This is a genomic window from Mycobacterium sp. IS-1590, from assembly GCF_001500025.1.
Taxonomy (GTDB): domain Bacteria; phylum Actinomycetota; class Actinomycetes; order Mycobacteriales; family Mycobacteriaceae; genus Mycobacterium.
Genome location: NZ_LQIW01000048.1, coordinates 184,260 through 199,644 on the forward strand (window position 1 = coordinate 184,260; position 15,385 = coordinate 199,644).

The 15,385-nt window shown below is 66.7% G+C and carries 15 protein-coding genes; 2 read left to right on the top strand and 13 right to left on the bottom strand.

Annotation, left to right across the window (positions count from 1 at the left end; genetic code table 11):
- Window positions 1-16: 16 nt before the first annotated feature.
- From AU197_RS21890 to AU197_RS21950, 13 genes are read right to left on the bottom strand one after another with little or no spacing between them, the layout of a single operon-like run.
- On the bottom strand, window positions 17-1,255 hold the full coding sequence (locus tag AU197_RS21890; protein ID WP_064405388.1) for a cytochrome P450: 1,239 nt from the start codon (window positions 1,253-1,255) through the stop codon (window positions 17-19).
- Between the two features lie 10 nt (window positions 1,256-1,265).
- Window positions 1,266-1,460: a ferredoxin gene (locus AU197_RS21895; protein WP_064397455.1), complete on the bottom strand. Its 195-nt coding sequence runs from the start codon at window positions 1,458-1,460 to the stop codon at window positions 1,266-1,268.
- Window positions 1,457-2,173, bottom strand: coding sequence for a TetR/AcrR family transcriptional regulator (locus AU197_RS21900; RefSeq protein WP_064405603.1), 717 nt, complete (start codon window positions 2,171-2,173; stop codon window positions 1,457-1,459). Before AU197_RS21900 ends, AU197_RS21895 begins: the two co-directional genes overlap by 4 nt.
- Window positions 2,174-2,178: 5 nt before the next feature.
- The gene (locus tag AU197_RS21905) at window positions 2,179-2,988 is read right to left on the bottom strand and encodes an SDR family NAD(P)-dependent oxidoreductase (protein ID WP_064405390.1); all 810 of its coding nucleotides are present in this window, start codon (window positions 2,986-2,988) and stop codon (window positions 2,179-2,181) included.
- A complete protein-coding gene (locus AU197_RS21910) occupies window positions 2,985-3,824 on the bottom strand; it encodes an alpha/beta fold hydrolase (RefSeq protein ID WP_064405391.1) in 840 nt (279 codons plus the stop codon). The genes AU197_RS21905 and AU197_RS21910 overlap by 4 nt, the downstream gene beginning before the upstream one ends.
- A complete protein-coding gene (locus tag AU197_RS21915; protein ID WP_064405605.1) occupies window positions 3,821-4,411 on the bottom strand; it encodes an NADPH-dependent FMN reductase in 591 nt (196 codons plus the stop codon). Before AU197_RS21915 ends, AU197_RS21910 begins: the two co-directional genes overlap by 4 nt.
- An 11-nt stretch (window positions 4,412-4,422) precedes the next feature.
- Window positions 4,423-5,418, bottom strand: a complete 996-nt coding sequence (locus AU197_RS21920; RefSeq protein WP_064405392.1) for a cyclase family protein — start codon at window positions 5,416-5,418, stop codon at window positions 4,423-4,425.
- Window positions 5,419-5,448: 30 nt separating this feature from the next.
- Complete coding sequence (locus AU197_RS21925) at window positions 5,449-6,267, bottom strand: coniferyl-alcohol dehydrogenase (protein WP_064405394.1); 819 nt, start codon at window positions 6,265-6,267, stop codon at window positions 5,449-5,451.
- 23 nt (window positions 6,268-6,290) lie between these two features.
- Complete coding sequence (locus AU197_RS21930; protein WP_064405396.1) at window positions 6,291-7,631, bottom strand: LLM class flavin-dependent oxidoreductase; 1,341 nt, start codon at window positions 7,629-7,631, stop codon at window positions 6,291-6,293.
- Window positions 7,628-9,400 (bottom strand): FAD-binding protein, encoded by a 1,773-nt coding sequence (locus AU197_RS21935; protein ID WP_064405398.1) that lies wholly within the window; start codon window positions 9,398-9,400, stop codon window positions 7,628-7,630. Before AU197_RS21935 ends, AU197_RS21930 begins: the two co-directional genes overlap by 4 nt.
- A complete protein-coding gene (locus AU197_RS21940; RefSeq protein ID WP_064405400.1) occupies window positions 9,393-10,337 on the bottom strand; it encodes a 3-carboxyethylcatechol 2,3-dioxygenase in 945 nt (314 codons plus the stop codon). The genes AU197_RS21935 and AU197_RS21940 overlap by 8 nt, the downstream gene beginning before the upstream one ends.
- On the bottom strand, window positions 10,261-11,961 hold the full coding sequence (locus tag AU197_RS21945) for a bifunctional 3-(3-hydroxy-phenyl)propionate/3-hydroxycinnamic acid hydroxylase (protein ID WP_064405402.1): 1,701 nt from the start codon (window positions 11,959-11,961) through the stop codon (window positions 10,261-10,263). Before AU197_RS21945 ends, AU197_RS21940 begins: the two co-directional genes overlap by 77 nt.
- Entirely contained in the window at window positions 11,958-12,875 is a 918-nt protein-coding gene (locus AU197_RS21950; protein WP_231745150.1) for an alpha/beta fold hydrolase, read from the bottom strand. Before AU197_RS21950 ends, AU197_RS21945 begins: the two co-directional genes overlap by 4 nt.
- 141 nt (window positions 12,876-13,016) lie before the next feature.
- Here AU197_RS21950 and AU197_RS21955 point away from each other — a divergent pair, with 141 nt between their 5' ends.
- Both AU197_RS21955 and AU197_RS21960 read left to right on the top strand, forming a co-directional pair.
- Window positions 13,017-13,742, top strand: coding sequence for an IclR family transcriptional regulator (locus AU197_RS21955; RefSeq protein ID WP_064405404.1), 726 nt, complete (start codon window positions 13,017-13,019; stop codon window positions 13,740-13,742).
- 27 nt (window positions 13,743-13,769) lie between these two features.
- Complete coding sequence (locus tag AU197_RS21960) at window positions 13,770-15,374, top strand: FAD-dependent oxidoreductase (protein WP_064405406.1); 1,605 nt, start codon at window positions 13,770-13,772, stop codon at window positions 15,372-15,374.
- Window positions 15,375-15,385: the final 11 nt, after the last annotated feature.

The window sequence follows — 15,385 nt, forward strand, 5'->3', positions numbered from 1 at the left end:
TGAAGGACGGACCTGGCTACCAGGTCACCGGAAGTTCGTAGACGCCGTAGGCGAGGCGATCATGCTTGAAGGGCACATCCTCGAACGGCACGGCCAGCTTCAGCGTCGGTATGCGCCGTAGCAACGTGTGGAACACGATCTGCAGTTCGGCGCGGGCGAGCTGCTGGCCGACGCATTGATGCCTGCCGTAGCCGAAGCCGAGCTGCTGGCCGGCATCGCGGCCCAGGTCGAGCTTGTCGGGTTCGGGATAAGCGGTGGCATCCCAGTTTGCAGGCGCCAGGTCGAGGATGATGCCCTCGCCCGCGCGGATGGTCTCACCGGCGATCTCGATGTCCTCGATCGCGACGCGGCGCTGGCCGTTCTGGATGATCGACAGGTAGCGCATCAGCTCCTCGACCGCGTTGGCGATGAACTTGGGATCATCCGAATCGCGCAGCTGCGCTGCTTGTTCGGGGTTCTCGAGCAGCGCGAGCACGCCGATGCCGATCATGTTGGCGGTGGTCTCGTGCCCGGCGATGAGCAGGCCGGTGCCCAACTGTGCGGCCTCCTTGACGCTGATCTCCCCGGCGTTCACTCGCTCGGCGAGGTCGGACACCGCGTCTTCCGACGGGTTCTCCATCTTGGTCTTGACCAGATCGCTGAGATACTTGGCCAGGCTCATCGCACCCTTCTGCCCGTCCTCGGCCGAGGCGTAGCGGGCCAGGCCGACGTTGGCGTGGTGCTGGAAGAACTCGTGGTCTTCGTAAGGCACGCCGAGCATTTCGCTGATGACCCTTGTGGGCACCGGCAGTGCCAGCTTGCTGACGATGTCGGCGGGCTGCGGACCGGCGAGGATGTTGTCGATGCACTCGTCGGTCACCTCTTGGATGGCGGGCCGCAGACCCTCGACCCGCTTGAAGGTGAACGGCTTGGACAGCATCCGGCGGAACCGGGTGTGCTCCTCGGCGTCGGAGGTGAAGACCGAGCGCGGCCGCTTGTACACCGTGGACAGCATGTGCTCGTTCCAGTGCGGGAAGCCTTCGATCCGGTCGTCGACACTGACCCGGGAGTCGGCGAATAACTCGCGGGCCACCGCGTGCCCGGTGATCAGCCACGGAGTGGTGCCGTTCCAGATCCGTACCCGCGAAAGCGGTTTGACCTCACCCATTCTGAGCATCTGCGGTGGCGGGGCGAACGGGCAGCGGGTGTCGCGCTCCATCGGGTATTCGGGGATATCCGCGGAGACGTCGGGGGTTCCGGTCAAGGTGTCAGACATACGGACTTTCTCATTCCTCGATGTGGATGGCGAGTGCGGGGCAGGCCGCCGCCGCCTTGCGGGCGTCGTCGGCCTGGTCGTCCGCGGGGCTGTCGTTGAGCAGGACCACGACACCGTCGTCGTCGCGCTGGTCGAAGATGTCGCTCGCGTTGAGCACGCACTGGCCCGATGACACACACTTGTCTTGATCGACAGTCAGTTTCATGACGCCGGGTGCTCCGTGATCGGCGCCTGCCACAACCCGACGATCGCGTCGATGAGCCCGGACGCCGCGGAGTTCCAGGTGGTCCGCGGCATGTCGGCCCCCTCGGCGAAGGCACGTTCGAAGTCGGCGCAGGTGTGCATCATCAGGTTGCGAGCCATGATGTTTCGTTCGGTGACCACCGCGGGCGGCAGGTCCGGCAGGCAGCGGGTGATGCCGACGACGACGCGTTGCACCGACGGCGACTCCAGAGCGCCCTTCACCACGATCTTGTGATACTCGGGGTCGGCGAGCGCTTGCGCGGCGAAGCGCGCGTACCACGTCGGGGTCCCGATCTGGGCTAGGTGTTCGGTGAGCGAACGCACCAGACACGCGACCCAGTCACGCAGATCGGTCGAGTCGCCGATTTCGGCGACCATCCGCGACAGCAGGCGCTCGGTCGAGACGCGGTGCTTCTGCTCGATGGCCCGCACCAGGTCGGCCTTCGTGCCGAAGTGGTAGCCGACCGCGGCATTGTTGCCCTGCCCTGCGGCCTCACTGACCTGACGGTTCGATACCGCATAGACGCCGTGCTCGGCGAACAGGCGCTCGGCGGCGGCCAGGATCGCTTCGCGGGTGGTGCTGGCTCGTTCGGTGCGCACGCTTCTGGCAGTGGTCACCGTCACAGTCAACCGCTCCCAGCCCGTTAAGTCAAGCGACTGATTTAAAGATGTCATGGCGGTCATGACTTCGGTTTGCGGACGATCACCTTCCCGGCACTGGTGCCGCCGTCGATGGGAAGGACGGTTCCGGTGACGTACCGGGAACGGTCCCCGGCGAGGTACAGCGCGGCCTCGGCGACGTCGTCGACGGTGCCCTCGCGTTTGAGTGGCCGGTCGTTGCGCATCTGTTCGCGGATCTTGGCCTCGAATGCCTCGAGGCGTTCGAGGTCCTCTCCCGTCGCCGATTTACGCACGATCGCGGTCCGAATGTTGCCCGGGGCGAGCGCGTTGACGCGAATCTCGTAGTGGGCCAGGTCGATCGCCGCCGACTTGGTGAACTGGATGACGGCGGCCTTCGACGCCCGGTACGTCATCACCCCGCCGCCGGCCTGGATGCCGCCGATCGAGGTCAAGTTGATGATCGATCCGCCGCCGTGTTTCGACATGTGCCGGGCCGCATCGCGTGTACCGGCCATTACCGCGAGCACGTTGATGGCCATCACCTGGTGGAAGTCGGCGAGGTCGTCGTCGAGGAACTTCGGAAACATCTTGCCCGACACGCCCGCGTTGTTGACCATCACGTGCAGGCCGCCGAACTCCTCGACCGCCGTCGTCACCAGTCGGGTCACCTGTTCGACCTCGGCCACATCGGTCTCGATGAAGCGGACGGAGTCGCCGAGGTCGGCGACGAGTTGGGCGCCGCCCCCGCGGTCGATGTCGCCGACGATCACCTTGGCGCCTTCGGCGCAGAACCGCCGCACCAGTCCTTCACCGAGTCCCGACGCGCCGCCGGTGACGACCGCGACCTTGCCCTGGAGTTCGCCGGTCATGCCGCCCCTTCGTGTAGGTCGGCCAGAAAGCCGAGCAGTAGTTCGTTGACCGCATCGGGTTGTTCGATCTGCGGGCAGTGCCCGGCCGCGTCGATCACCGCCGACTGCCCGCCGCGGATCTGTCCCGCGATCTCGGCCGCCCAGCCACGGGGCAGCAGCTTGTCACCGCCCCCCTCGACCACCAGAGTCGGGATGGTGATGCGCTCATAAGCGCGCGTGCTCGACGGCAGTGGCGGGGGCTCCAGGCCGGGTCGCCGAAACCGCGCGGCCGCCAACGCTTCCCACGCGCCGGGCGCGATGCTGGCTTCGTAGCGGCGCTGGACGTATGCCTCGTCGGCGGGGTAGGAGGCGTCGTAGAACAGCGCCGTGACGATCCGGCGCATCCCGGCGAGCGTCGCGTCGTAGTCGTACAACGCCGCCGAGTGCTCGTTGCGCTGAATCTCGCCGCCTCCGCAGATGGTGACCAGGCTGCGGGCGGGCAGCACGGGCGCCTCGGAGGTGGCGTCGACGAACAGGTTCACCGCCCCCATCGAGTTCCCCACGAAGTGCGCGGATTCGACACCGACGACCTCGCAGAACCGGGCGATGTGGCGGATCCGCATTCCGCGGCCGTCGTTGAAGTCGATGACCTTCGCCGACTCACCGAACCCGAGCATGTCCAGCGCGAGTACGCGATAGCGCGTGGCGAGCGCGGCGATGTTGTGTTCCCAGCCGAGTTCGGCGCCGGCGCCGAACTCGCCGCCGTGCAGCAGGACGATCGGATCGCCTTGTCCGGCTTCGAGATAGCCGGTCACGAGCCCGTCGACCAGCACCGACTTGCGTTGGGGCGGCGTCACGCCGTCTCCCGGGCGGTCTTGGCGAAGAACAGCACCTGGGTCGCGAGCATGTCCAGCTGGCTCTGGGTGGCGTCATGGATCAACTCCCCTGCCGCGTCCCAGATCTCGTCGGCGGAGTTGATCGCCACGCCCAGCGGGGTCGGCCACGCCCGCAGCGCGTGCCCGATGGATCTCAACTGCCCGAGCGTGTTGACCGCCGCCTGCCAACCGTAGGCGCAACTGATACAGCCCCACGGCGTGTTGTCCAGGTAGACGCGCGGGTCCTCCCGCAGGTCTTCGATGTAGTCGAGCGCGTTCTTGACCAACCCCGAGATCGCTCCGTGGTATCCGGGCGAGCCGACGACCACGGCGTCCGCATCCCGCAGCGCGCTGACCAGTTCGAGGGCCGCAGGCGTGCGCTCCAGCGAGTGCGGGGCATACATCGGTAAGTCCAGATCGGGCCCCGCGAACAACCGGGTCCGCCCGCCGTGCTGCTCGACCGCACCCAGGCAGTACCGCAGCGCGCGTTCGGTCGACGAATTCGCCCGTAGCGTGCCGCCGAGTCCCACGACGAACGGCGCACCGCCGGTTCTGGTGCTTGCAGTCATATCCTCACCCACTACTTGATTGCGATCGGGCTGACGGGTGCGCCCACCGCGCCAACGACTTTCAACGGTGGTGCGATCAACTGGAACTCGTAGACACCGTCGGCGGCACAGTCGGCCGCCAGGCCGGTGAGGTCCCAGTACTCGCCGAACATCAGGCCCATGTCGCGCAGGCAGATCATGTGCATGGGCAGGAACGTGCCCTCCACTCCGTTGGCCGGATCGGGATCCTCGACCATGAGATTGTCGGCGGCGACCGCGGCGACGTCGTGGTCGTGCAGCCATCGAGCACACGTCCAGTCCAACCCGGAACCCGGCTCGGCGCCGTCGCCGGTCGACAGGAACCGCGTCCACCACCCGGTGTGCACGACGACGATGTCCCCGGGGGTGATCGTCACGCCCTGGGCTTTGGCGATGTCGTCGAGTTCTGCCGGTGTCACGGGATTCCCGGGCTCGAGAAAGACCTCGGCGCCGCGGTGCTTGACCACGTCGAGCAACACACCCCGTGAGGTGATGCCCTTCACGTCGACCTTCTCGATGCCCAGTCGGAACGCTCCGAAGCTGGTCACCGAATCCGCAGGGAAACCGTTGTACAGCTTGTCCTCGTAGTAGACGTGCGAGATGGCGTCCCACTGCGTGGCCGCCTGCAGCGGCATCACGATCATGTCGTCGTTGAAGCGGAACGGGTTGTCCACGAAGAACTCGCTGACCTGGTGAGCCACCGAGTTGCGCAGCCACTGGGGACCGTACTGCGCCAAGGTGTTCGCGTCGCCGCCGTCCACCGTCATCACATGGGTGGGGTTGGGCCGGAACTGGAACGCGCCCTGCGGGCCGTTCGATCCGAAGTCGCCCCCGAGCGGGATCACCGTCCCCTTCTTCACGAGTGAGGCGGCTTCGGCCACCTTGTCGGGCGTGATGAAGTTCAGCGTGCCCAACTCGTCGTCGTCACCCCAGCGGCCCCAGTTGCGCACGTCGTCGGCGACGCGACGGAACTCGCTCATGCTGGCCATGGATTGCCTTTCACCGTACCGACTTTCACTTCACCGCCGCCGAACCGATCCCGCGAGGTCCGTCTCTCCCGTGGTGCCGCCGTCCACCCAGATCACCTGGCCGGTCAGATAACTGGCCGCCCCGCTGTTGAGGAAGGTCAGGACGCTGGCCTGCTCCTGCGGTTGCGCGGCCCGGCCCAGCGGTGTTCGGAAGGAGTCGAGGAACTCCTGCCCGTAGGCGCTGCGCAACTGGTCGAGGATCGGTGTGTCGGTGACCCCGGGTGCGGTGCAGTTGATGCGAATCCCCCTGGCGCCCAATGCGCTCACCTGCGCCATGCCGTAGAGGATGATCGCCTCCTTGGACAACCGGTAACCGCCGCCGTCGGCCAGCGCCTCCGGATTGCGTCGACACCACTCGATGCCCGCCTCGACCGAGTCGGTGTCGACCAGGCCCGCGGTGACCGGCGCATTCTCGCGGTATGCCGATGCGGCAAGCGATGACACGTTCGCGATCGCTGACCCGGCGCGCATCCGTGGTACCAGCGCCTCGGTGAACCGCCGGGTGCCCAGGAAGTTGATCGTCACGACCCGCAGCGGGTCCTTGATCCCCGACGACACCCCGGCGACGTTGAACAGCGCGTCGACCGGCTCGCCGACGGCGTCGGTCGCCCGCTCGATCGACCCCTGATCCGACAGGTCGAGTTCGACGAACTCGCCGAACGACGTGGTCGGCGGTTTGATGTCGAGTCCGATCACCTCGCCGCCGAGGTCGGCGACCTGACGGGCGACGTGGGCACCGATGCCCGAGGCACATCCGGTGACGACCACACGACGCCCGTCGTAACGCCACAGTTCGTCAGTTGCGCCCATGACTCATCTCTGGCCGGCGCCCGTCACTGGGCGCTCTTGGCGTCCGCATCGGGGTTGCGGCTGGCCCATCCTTCTCCTGACTTGAGTTTGGCGGCCGCCGCCTCGATACCGGCGTTCATCTCGTCCATCGCCAGCGACACCTCGTTGGCCGTGTAGTTCTGGCGGCCCGTAGGCAGTCCGCCGAACGCATAGCTCTCGTCGAAGACCGGAGCCTGCGACGGCTGCCGCCGCGCTTCGACCTTCTCGATGATCGGCTCGAGTCGTTTGGCTTTCTCCGCGCGCGCCTTCTCGTCGCGTTCGATGAACTCGGGCAGCACCTCCTTGCCCATCAGCTCGATGGACTCCATCGTCTCTTCGTGCCTGCGCGGGGTCAGCAGCAAGATCAGCTCATCGACACCGCTTTCCTCGTAGCCGCGCAGGAAGTTGCGCACGGTTTCCGGGCTGCCGATCGGGCCGCGGTCGGGACCGTAGACGATGCTCGGGTCCTTCTCGATCTCTTCGAGGTGGCGCTTCCACACCCCGGTACGGCCCGGCGTGTGCATACCGGTCATGTAGTAGTGCATGATGCCGAACGCGAAGAAGCCGCCGCCCTTGCCGAGCCGTTCGATGGCCTGTTCGTCGGTGGGGGCCACCATCATCGACAGGTCACCGCCGATGGCCAGGATGTTCGGGTTCATCTGCGGAGTGACCGGCGCGCCGTTCTCCTCGAACTCCTTGTAGTAGCCGTTCACCCGCTCCGTCAGAGGACCCGGGCCTGTGTAGGCGAAACTCAGTGCGCCGAGGCCCTTCTGGGCCGCCATGGCCACCGACGCGGGCCGGGTGCACGCCACCCAGACGGGCGGATGCGGCTTCTGCAGCGGTTTGGGCACGACGTTGCGCGGCGGCATCTCGATGTGCTCTCCCTTGAAACCGGTGAACGGCTCCTCGGTCATACAGCGGATCGAAACTTCCAGCGCCTCTTCCCACATCGCGCGTTTGTCGGCGGGGTCAACACCGAAACCGCCCAGCTCGCCGACCGACGACGACTCGCCGGTGCCGAACTCCACGCGCCCGTTGGAGATCAGGTCCAGTGTCGCAACCCGTTCGGCGACGCGGGCCGGGTGGTTGACGACCGGCGGTAGGTGCATGATGCCGAAGCCCAGGCGGATGTTTTCGGTCCGCTGGCTCGCCGCGGACAGGAAGATCTCGGGTGCGGTGGAGTGGCAGTACTCCTCCAGGAAGTGGTGCTCGGTCAGCCACACCGTGGAGAAGCCGGCCTTGTCGGCGAGCTCCACCTCGTCGAGACCGTCCTGGAAAAGCTTGTGCTCGTCGTCTTCGCTCCACGGCCGCGGCAGTGGGAATTCGTAGAACAGCGAGATCTTCATTTCGTTACCTTCCGATGTGTATCGAGTGTCGAATCGGTACTAGTGCCGGTCTGAATTCCAGAGCCGGACAGCTGTTCGGCGATGTGCTTGGCCGCGACATAGCCGAAGGTCATCGCCGGGCCGATGGTGGCGCCGGCGCCCGCGTAACTGCGGCCCATCACCGCGGCCGACGTGTTGCCGACCGCGTAGAGGCCCTCGATCACGCCGTCGTCGGCGCGCAGCACCCGGGCGTACTCGTCGGTGCGCAGACCCCCGGAGGTGCCCAGGTCGCCGAGGATGATCTGGAAGGCGTAGTACGGCGGCTTACCCAACGGATGCAGGTTCGGGTTCGGCAGCGTGGGGTCCCCGTAGTAGTTGTCATAGGCAGAGTCGCCGCGGTTGAAGTCGTCGTCGTGCCCGTTGCGCGCCAGTTCGTTGAACCGCTCGGCGGTCTGGCGCAGTTGGGCCGGCGGAACACCGATCTTGCCGGCGAGCTCCTCGAAGCTGCTTGCCTCGTGTACGACACCGGATTCCAGCCACGCCTTGGGCACCTTCCAGCCGGTCGGCACGGGCGCGAACGGGATTTTCGGAATTGGCAGATGCCCGGCGACCACGTACCGGTGGAAGGACCGGATGTCGGTGATCAGCCAGCACGGAATGTGGGTGACCCCGCGGTTCTGCCCCTCGATCATCGCGTGCGCGAAGTCCATGTAGGGGGCGGCCTCGTTGATGAACCGCTTCCCCTCGCCGTTCACGACGAACTGCGACGGCATCATGCGTTCGTTGAGCATGAACTGCAACCGCCCGTCGGGCCAACAGATCGCGGGAAACCACCAGGCCTCATCAAGCAGGTCGGTCGAGCCGCCCACCTTCTCCCCCGCCCGGATGGCATCACCCATGGACGCGGGATTGCCGAAGCTCCAGTCCTTTTCGAGCAGCGGGAGGTGCTGTCTGCGCCACTGCATGTCGTGGTCGAAGCCGCCCGCGGCAAGGATCACACCGTGCCGGGCCTCGATGCGCTGCTGGCGGCCGTCGCGCTCGACCACCGCCCCGATCACCGCTCCGTCGACATCGGTGATCAGTTCGCTCATCGGCGAGTTGAGCCACAGCGGGACGTTGTGTTGTTTGAGCGCCAGCCGCATGCGAGCGGCCAGCGATTGGCCGATGGCCGCCATCCGGTCGCCGAGGACGCGGGCTCGAAACATCCGCCAGATCAGCTTGACGAGAACCGCCTTGCCGCGCCAGTTCTGGCGGACCTGGTAGAACAGCCGAAGGTCTTTGGGTGCGAACCAGATTCCCTTCGGAGCCAGCGCCAGCGGCTGCAGCAGGTGTTGCTCCTCGTCGCCCAGCTTGCGCAAGTCGATGGCGGGTACGTTGATGGTGCTGCCCTGTGCGGATCCTCCGGGCAGCTCCGGGTAGTAGTCCGCGTAGCCGGGCTTCCACACGAATTCGAACCACGGGCTGCGCTTTTCGAGGAACTCCATCATCTCTGGAGCGGTGTCGACGTACTGGCGCAGGCGCGCGTCGCTCACCAGGCCGCCGGTGATCTGGCGTAGGTACTCCACGACACCGTCGGGATCCGGCACGTAGCCCGCCTTGCGCTGCGCCGGTGCGCCGGGCACCCAGATACCGCCACCCGACAGCGCGGTGGACCCGCCGAAGTGCGCCGACTTCTCGACGATGAGCGTGTCCAGACCGAACGCGTCGGCGGCCAGTGCCGCGATCATTCCGCCGCCACCTGAGCCGACGACGAGCACATCGACGGTGTGGTCGAACTTGCTGTCAGACATCCAGAACCGCCGTCCTGATTGCGAACCCTGCGATCAATTCCGGTGCCGCCCGGTAGAACCGCTGTTCGGTGCGGTAGGGACCGTGCGCGGCAAGCGCGGCGAAAGCCGCGATCCACGTGCGTACTTCGTGTGCCGAATGGCCGGCTTCGCGTTCGATCCAGTCGTTGGACCAGCCGTCCACCTCGGCGAGTCGGTTGTTGTCGACCAGCTCCAGAAAAGCCGCGTCCCAGTCCGGGTTCAGCGGCTGCAACGGGCTCTCGCCATGCGCGAATGCCTGGGCGGCCTCCATCACCGCGACCTGCCGGGCCTGCCGCTGCTCGGGGGTCATCGGCATGCCGTGCACGATCCGCTCCAGTGCGGCGGGGGGCGCGGTGGCCAGCGTGGGCACCGGCGGATCGTGAGACAGTCCACCGGATCCCACGACGAGCACACGCTTGTCGAGGGTCGCGAGGAAGGTGCCGAGCGCCGCTCCGAGAACGCGCACCCGGCGCACCGGGCCGAGCGGGGTGGCCACCGAGTTGATGAAGACCGGGATCACCGGCACCGACGTCGCATCCCCGAACAGGCTCTGCAGTGGCTGGACCGTTCCGTGGTCGACGTCCATACTCGCCGAGATCGCCACGTCGATCCCTGATTCGAGAACCGCTCGGGCGCAGTCGGTCGCGACGTCCTCGGGCACATTCAACGGACCGGCATGCGAGCCGTAGTCACCGACGCCCTGGGCGGCCGTACCGATGCAGAACGGCGGCATCGTCCGGTAGAAGAACCCGTTGTAGTGGTCCGGGGAGAAGATGACGACGAGGTCGGGGTCGTAGGCGGTGACGAACCGCCGTGCGTCCGAAATCGCCGCCTCGATGTCGTCAAGGAGATCCCGTGACGGTCCCGGAAGGTTCAGTAGCGGGCTGTGCGACGTGCAGCACAGGGCCAGTGTGCCCATGAGAACCGGAGCCTCCTCCCTGGGTCAGACAGAGAACGTCGAAGAGCGATTCGCTGAGTTCGGCGGCACGCTGGGCGATGCAGGCGCCGGCGATGCAGCGATCGGGGCGAAGGAACAGCACCGAGTCGGTGTAGGTGTCGAACCACGCCTTGAGCGCACCGGTTCTGTCACCGACCACCGTCACCTCGTCGTCGTCGTGGCCAGGCCAGTGCAGCTGTGTCATCGGTCGCGCCTCGATGAACTCCGCACCCAACGCCTTCCACCGGTGGAACGCGTTGTCGCCGAGAATCGCTCGCAGGTTGTTGCTCCAGCACAGCACCGCAAATCCCGGTCCGAGCACATCGTCGAGCAACACGTTCTGTTCGGCGCGGGTGTCGACGCGCGGCTGGATGAACAACGTGCCCGTCGGCGAGACCGCCCCTGCCGCACCGGCACCCGGCTCGGAATGGACCACGGCGCCTTGTTGATAGCGCGGCATCGGCTTGAAACGCATCTCGAGCACGTAGCGCTTCAGCGACGGCACCACGGACGCGGCGTGGATGACCCGGTCGCGCAATGCGGCGACCCTGCGGTTGGTCGGCGAGATCACGCGGCCGACCATGGTGGACAGGTCGATCATGGCGCGGGCATGTTTGCGGCGCTCGACGTCGTAGGTGTCCAGCAGGGCGTCATCGGCCTGCCCGGTCACCACCGCGGCGAGTTTCCAGCCCAGGTTGGCTGCGTCGCGAATACCGCTGTTGTATCCCTGCCCCTGCCACACCGGCATCAGATGCGCGGCGTCACCGGCCAGCAGCATCCGGCCCTTGCGGAATGAACCGGCGATGCGGGAGTGGTGCGTGTAGACCCGATGCCTGATCATGTCGACCTGCTCGGGATACGGGACTCGTTGCGCCAACATTCTTCTGACGAACGCCGGATCGTCTGCTTCCGCATCGGTCTCGTGAGGATGGATCAGGAATTCGAAGCGGCGGATGCCATGGGCGATCGAGATCGACACATAGGGGCGCGCCGGGTCGGCGCCCACCTCGCTGTTCGGATGGCCGAGCGGGTCGTTGGCAACGTCGACCACCAACCAGCGGGTCGACGATGTGGTGCCGTCGAACGACACCCCCATCAACCGGCGGGTGGCGCTGCGGCCGCCGTCGCACCCGATGACGTATCGGGCCGTGACCGACGGCTTGTCGCCGGCGAAGTGGACCGTCACCGCGTCCTCGGTTTCGGCGCACGCCTCCATCCGGCACCCGAACCGGACCTCCACGTGGTCGAATCGGTCCAAGCCGCCGAACAATTCGGCATCGACCATCGGCTGTACGAAGCCGTTGCGTTTGGGCCAGCCGAACCGGGCGTCCGGTGGCGCCATCTCGGCGAGCAGCCGCCGGTTGGCGTCGAAGAATCTCAGGATCTGGTTGGGCACGGTGTGCGGCAACACCCGGTCGACCAGGCCGATCGACTGGAAGGTTCGCAGTGCCTCGTCGTCGAGACCGACACCGCGGGGGTAGTCGATGAGTGTGTCGCGCTCCTCGACGACCAGTGTCCGAACCCGGTGCAGCCCAAGGATGTTGGCCAGCGTCAGACCCGAAGGGCCTGCGCCGACAACGACGACGTCGACGTCCGTCGTCGTCATAACCGCCCCAACAGGAAGTCCAGGTGCAGGCGATTGAACGATTTGGGATCCTCGTACTGGGGCCAGTGACCGCATCCGGGCATCACCTCGAAGCGCGCACCCGGGATCATCGAGGCGATGCGTTGCCCCTCGGCCACGTCGGCCGTGGGATCGTCACTGGTCCACACCACCAGGGTCGGCGCGGTGATCGAGCCGTACTCGTTGGGCCCGAGGAGATTGCGTGCGCGGATCTCCGGGTCCTGCAACGCCATGATGTCGCGCATGGCCGCGACGAACCCGGGTTGCCGGTAGACCCGCTGCCTGCTCGCGACGATGTCGTCGTAATCCTTTGATTTGTCGGCCATCAGCCATTTGATGCGGGCCTGGACCGTCTCCCAGGTCGGGTTCTCGGCGGCGGCCATGGACAAGGTGATGATCCGCTTCATCACCTCGGGATCGGCCTGCGAGCCGCCCGCCGTGTTGAGCACCAGCCGGTCCAGCCGATCGGGGTGGTCGACCGCGAATCGAGCGGCGACCCATCCACCGAGCGACTCGCCGCTGATGTGGGCGCGGTCGGCCCCGACCGCGTCGAGGACCGCCAGCAGGTGGTCCACATAGTGGCGGACTTCGAGCGGATGCCCCGGTTTGTCGGTGTAGCCGTGGCCGAGCATGTCGATCGACCAGACCGAGAAGTGTTCGGCGTGCGCCTCCAGGTTGCGCACGTACGCCTCCGCATGCCCACCGGAGCCGTGCAGGAAGACGAGCACCGGCTTATCGGAGTCACCGGCGTGCAGGTATCGGGTGCGGGTTCCACCGGCGTCGAGGTAGCCCTGAGAGAACGGAACGCCCTGTAGATCGCTCCAGACGCTCTCGAACTCCGCTGACGCGGCCTGTTCATCCGCCACGGAAGCCACCAGCGAATCCGGCTCAGACACGCTTACCCTCTCTTGACCGCGAGAATCGAATTCTCGTATTTTGTAAGCACTCTGCTCATTTATCGCACACCCACGTGCACTATAGTCAGAGCATCACTCTCGCGACAGCGTGATGTCAAGGGAAGTCGAGGAAGGGACCCCATGCGTTCGGAGGGCGGAGCCCAGCAGGGGACGGAGCCGATCAGTGTCGTACCCAACGGGGCGCCGGGCTCGCAGACGCTGGCAAGGGGTTTGGCCGCCTTGCAGCTGGTGGCCAGCTCCCCTTCCGGCCTCACCGCTCAGCAGGTCGCCGACGACATCGGTGTGCACCGGACCATCGCCTATCGGTTGTTGTCGACGCTGTCGCAATTCCGGTTGGTGGCCAAGGGCGAGGACGGTCGCTACCGCTCGGCGGCGGCGCTCGCGGTGCTCGGGGCGTCGTTCGACAACAACGTGCGCCAGTTGAGCTTGCCCACCCTGCGGGGGCTCGCCGACGAACTCGCCAGCACGGTGTCCCTCCTCGTCGCCGAGGGTGATCAGCAGGTGGCGATCGCCGTCGTCGTGCCGACCAACGTCTTTTATCAGCTGTCCTTTCATGAGGGCAGCCGTTATCCGCTGGACCGGGGCGCCGCGGGCATCGCGCTGTTGGCAAGCATGCCGCCGCGCCCCGGCGAACGTGATCTGGTGCCGCTGACCCGGGAGCAGGGGTGGGTGATCACTCACGGCGAGATCGAACCGAACACGTACGGCCTCGCGGTCCCGGTGCGCCGACGGCCACCGGCGCCGCCAACCTGCATCAACCTCATCTCGCATCGCGAGGACGTCCTGACGCGCGGCCGAGACGCGGTCATCAGGGCGGCCGACGAGTTGTCCGCGATCCTCAACTAAGGGCACTCCAGCCGGAAGGAGCAGCACGTGACGGACTGGGATCATGACGTCGACGTGGTCGTACTCGGTAGCGGCGGGGCCGGTCTGACCGCGGCACTCACCGCCGCGGCCAACGGCGCTTCGGTCGAGATCTACGAAAAGGCCGCGACCGTGGGCGGGACGACAGCGGTATCCGGTGGCATCATCTGGATCCCGGCACACGAGCGGGCCGCAGACGGCGAGCTTTCCGTCGATGATGCGATGGCCTACCTGCGCGCCCAATCGCTGGGATACATGGACGACGACCTCGTCGAGACGTTCGTGCGCACCGGTCCCGAGATGCTCGATTTTGTCGAGGCACACAGTGATCTGCGTTTCGAGGTCGCCGAGGGGTTCCCCGACTACAAGCCCGAGCTGCCCGGGGGGCGACCGTCCGGCGGGCGTTCGCTCAACGCCAAGCCTTTCGACCTGAGCCAGCTCGGTGAGTGGCGCGACAAAATCACATCGTTCCCTGCGGATTTCAGCAACGTCGGCATCGACGCCGAGACCCGCGCGCGCATCCACGCCTCGGTCGACGATGAGTCCGGCGATTACTGCGTCGCGGGCACGGCCCTCATCGCCGGTCTGCTGAAGGGGCTGCTGAACCTCGGCGTGACACCGCGAACCAACGCGCGCGCGGTCGAACTGCTCGCCGACCCCCTCGGCATCACCGGCGTGCGAATCTCGCAAGACGGCAACGACTTCACCGTGCGGGCGCGTCGAGGAGTGATCCTGGGAACCGGCGGGTTCGAGTGGGACCGCAAGCTGGTCGAGGCGTACCTGCGAGGCCCGATGCGCGGACCCGTCTCACCGCCCAACAACACAGGTGACGGCCTGCGAATGGCGATGGCGCACGGCGCCGATCTGGCCAACATGGGCGAGGCGTGGTGGGTGCCGATCGTGCAGCTTCCCGGCGACACGTTCGCCGGCCGGCCGCGCAGCCGCAGCGTCCGGCTGGAACGAACCCGACCACGCAGCATCATCGTCAACCGCGCGGGCAAGCGGTTCCTCAACGAGGCCGGCGAGTACAACTCGATGGCGGGGCCGTTCCACTACCTCGACCCCAAGCTCGGGTATGCCAACGACCCGGCGTGGATCGTCTTCGACTCGCTACACCTGAAGAAGTACGGCTTCCTCGGCATCAAACCGGATGGCCCTGCGCCGGAATGGTTCTCGCCGTCGAAAGACCTGACGGAGCTCGGCGAGAAGACCGGTATCGACCCCGACGGGTTGGCTCGCACACTGCGGTCCTGGAACGACAGCGTCGCCCATGACCGCGATCCGGAGTTCGAGCGCGGCGCGAGCGCCTATGACGGCTACTGGGGCGACGATAAGGCGCCGACGCCCGCCGGCCGCACCCTCGGCCCGATCGATACGCCGCCCTATTACGCCGTGCCGGTGTCGATCGGTGCGATGGGCACCAAGGGCGGCCCCCGCACCGACGGCGACGGCCGCGTGCTGCACGTCAACGGATCGGCGATCCCGGGTTTGTTCGCCGCGGGCAATGCGATGGCCGGGGCCACCGGCAAGGCCTACGGCGGTGCCGGTGGAACGATCGGTCCCGCAATGGTGTTCGGTTACCGCGCGGGGCGTGCGGCCTCCGCGCGCATCTAGTTCGCCGGGCC

What these genes read in the sequence shown, in the direction of transcription:
- AU197_RS21890 (WP_064405388.1), bottom strand. Translation starts at nt 1,255, where the DNA reads ATGTCTGACACCTTGACCGGAACCCCCGACGTCTCCGCGGATATCCCC.
- AU197_RS21895 (WP_064397455.1), bottom strand. Translation starts at nt 1,460, where the DNA reads ATGAAACTGACTGTCGATCAAGACAAGTGTGTGTCATCGGGCCAGTGC.
- AU197_RS21900 (WP_064405603.1), bottom strand. Translation starts at nt 2,173, where the DNA reads ATGACATCTTTAAATCAGTCGCTTGACTTAACGGGCTGGGAGCGGTTG.
- AU197_RS21905 (WP_064405390.1), bottom strand. Translation starts at nt 2,988, where the DNA reads ATGACCGGCGAACTCCAGGGCAAGGTCGCGGTCGTCACCGGCGGCGCG.
- AU197_RS21915 (WP_064405605.1), bottom strand. Translation starts at nt 4,411, where the DNA reads ATGACTGCAAGCACCAGAACCGGCGGTGCGCCGTTCGTCGTGGGACTC.
- AU197_RS21920 (WP_064405392.1), bottom strand. Translation starts at nt 5,418, where the DNA reads ATGGCCAGCATGAGCGAGTTCCGTCGCGTCGCCGACGACGTGCGCAAC.
- AU197_RS21925 (WP_064405394.1), bottom strand. Translation starts at nt 6,267, where the DNA reads ATGGGCGCAACTGACGAACTGTGGCGTTACGACGGGCGTCGTGTGGTC.
- AU197_RS21930 (WP_064405396.1), bottom strand. Translation starts at nt 7,631, where the DNA reads ATGAAGATCTCGCTGTTCTACGAATTCCCACTGCCGCGGCCGTGGAGC.
- AU197_RS21935 (WP_064405398.1), bottom strand. Translation starts at nt 9,400, where the DNA reads ATGTCTGACAGCAAGTTCGACCACACCGTCGATGTGCTCGTCGTCGGC.
- AU197_RS21940 (WP_064405400.1), bottom strand. Translation starts at nt 10,337, where the DNA reads ATGGGCACACTGGCCCTGTGCTGCACGTCGCACAGCCCGCTACTGAAC.
- AU197_RS21945 (WP_064405402.1), bottom strand. Translation starts at nt 11,961, where the DNA reads ATGACGACGACGGACGTCGACGTCGTCGTTGTCGGCGCAGGCCCTTCG.
- AU197_RS21955 (WP_064405404.1), top strand. Translation starts at nt 13,017, where the DNA reads ATGCGTTCGGAGGGCGGAGCCCAGCAGGGGACGGAGCCGATCAGTGTC.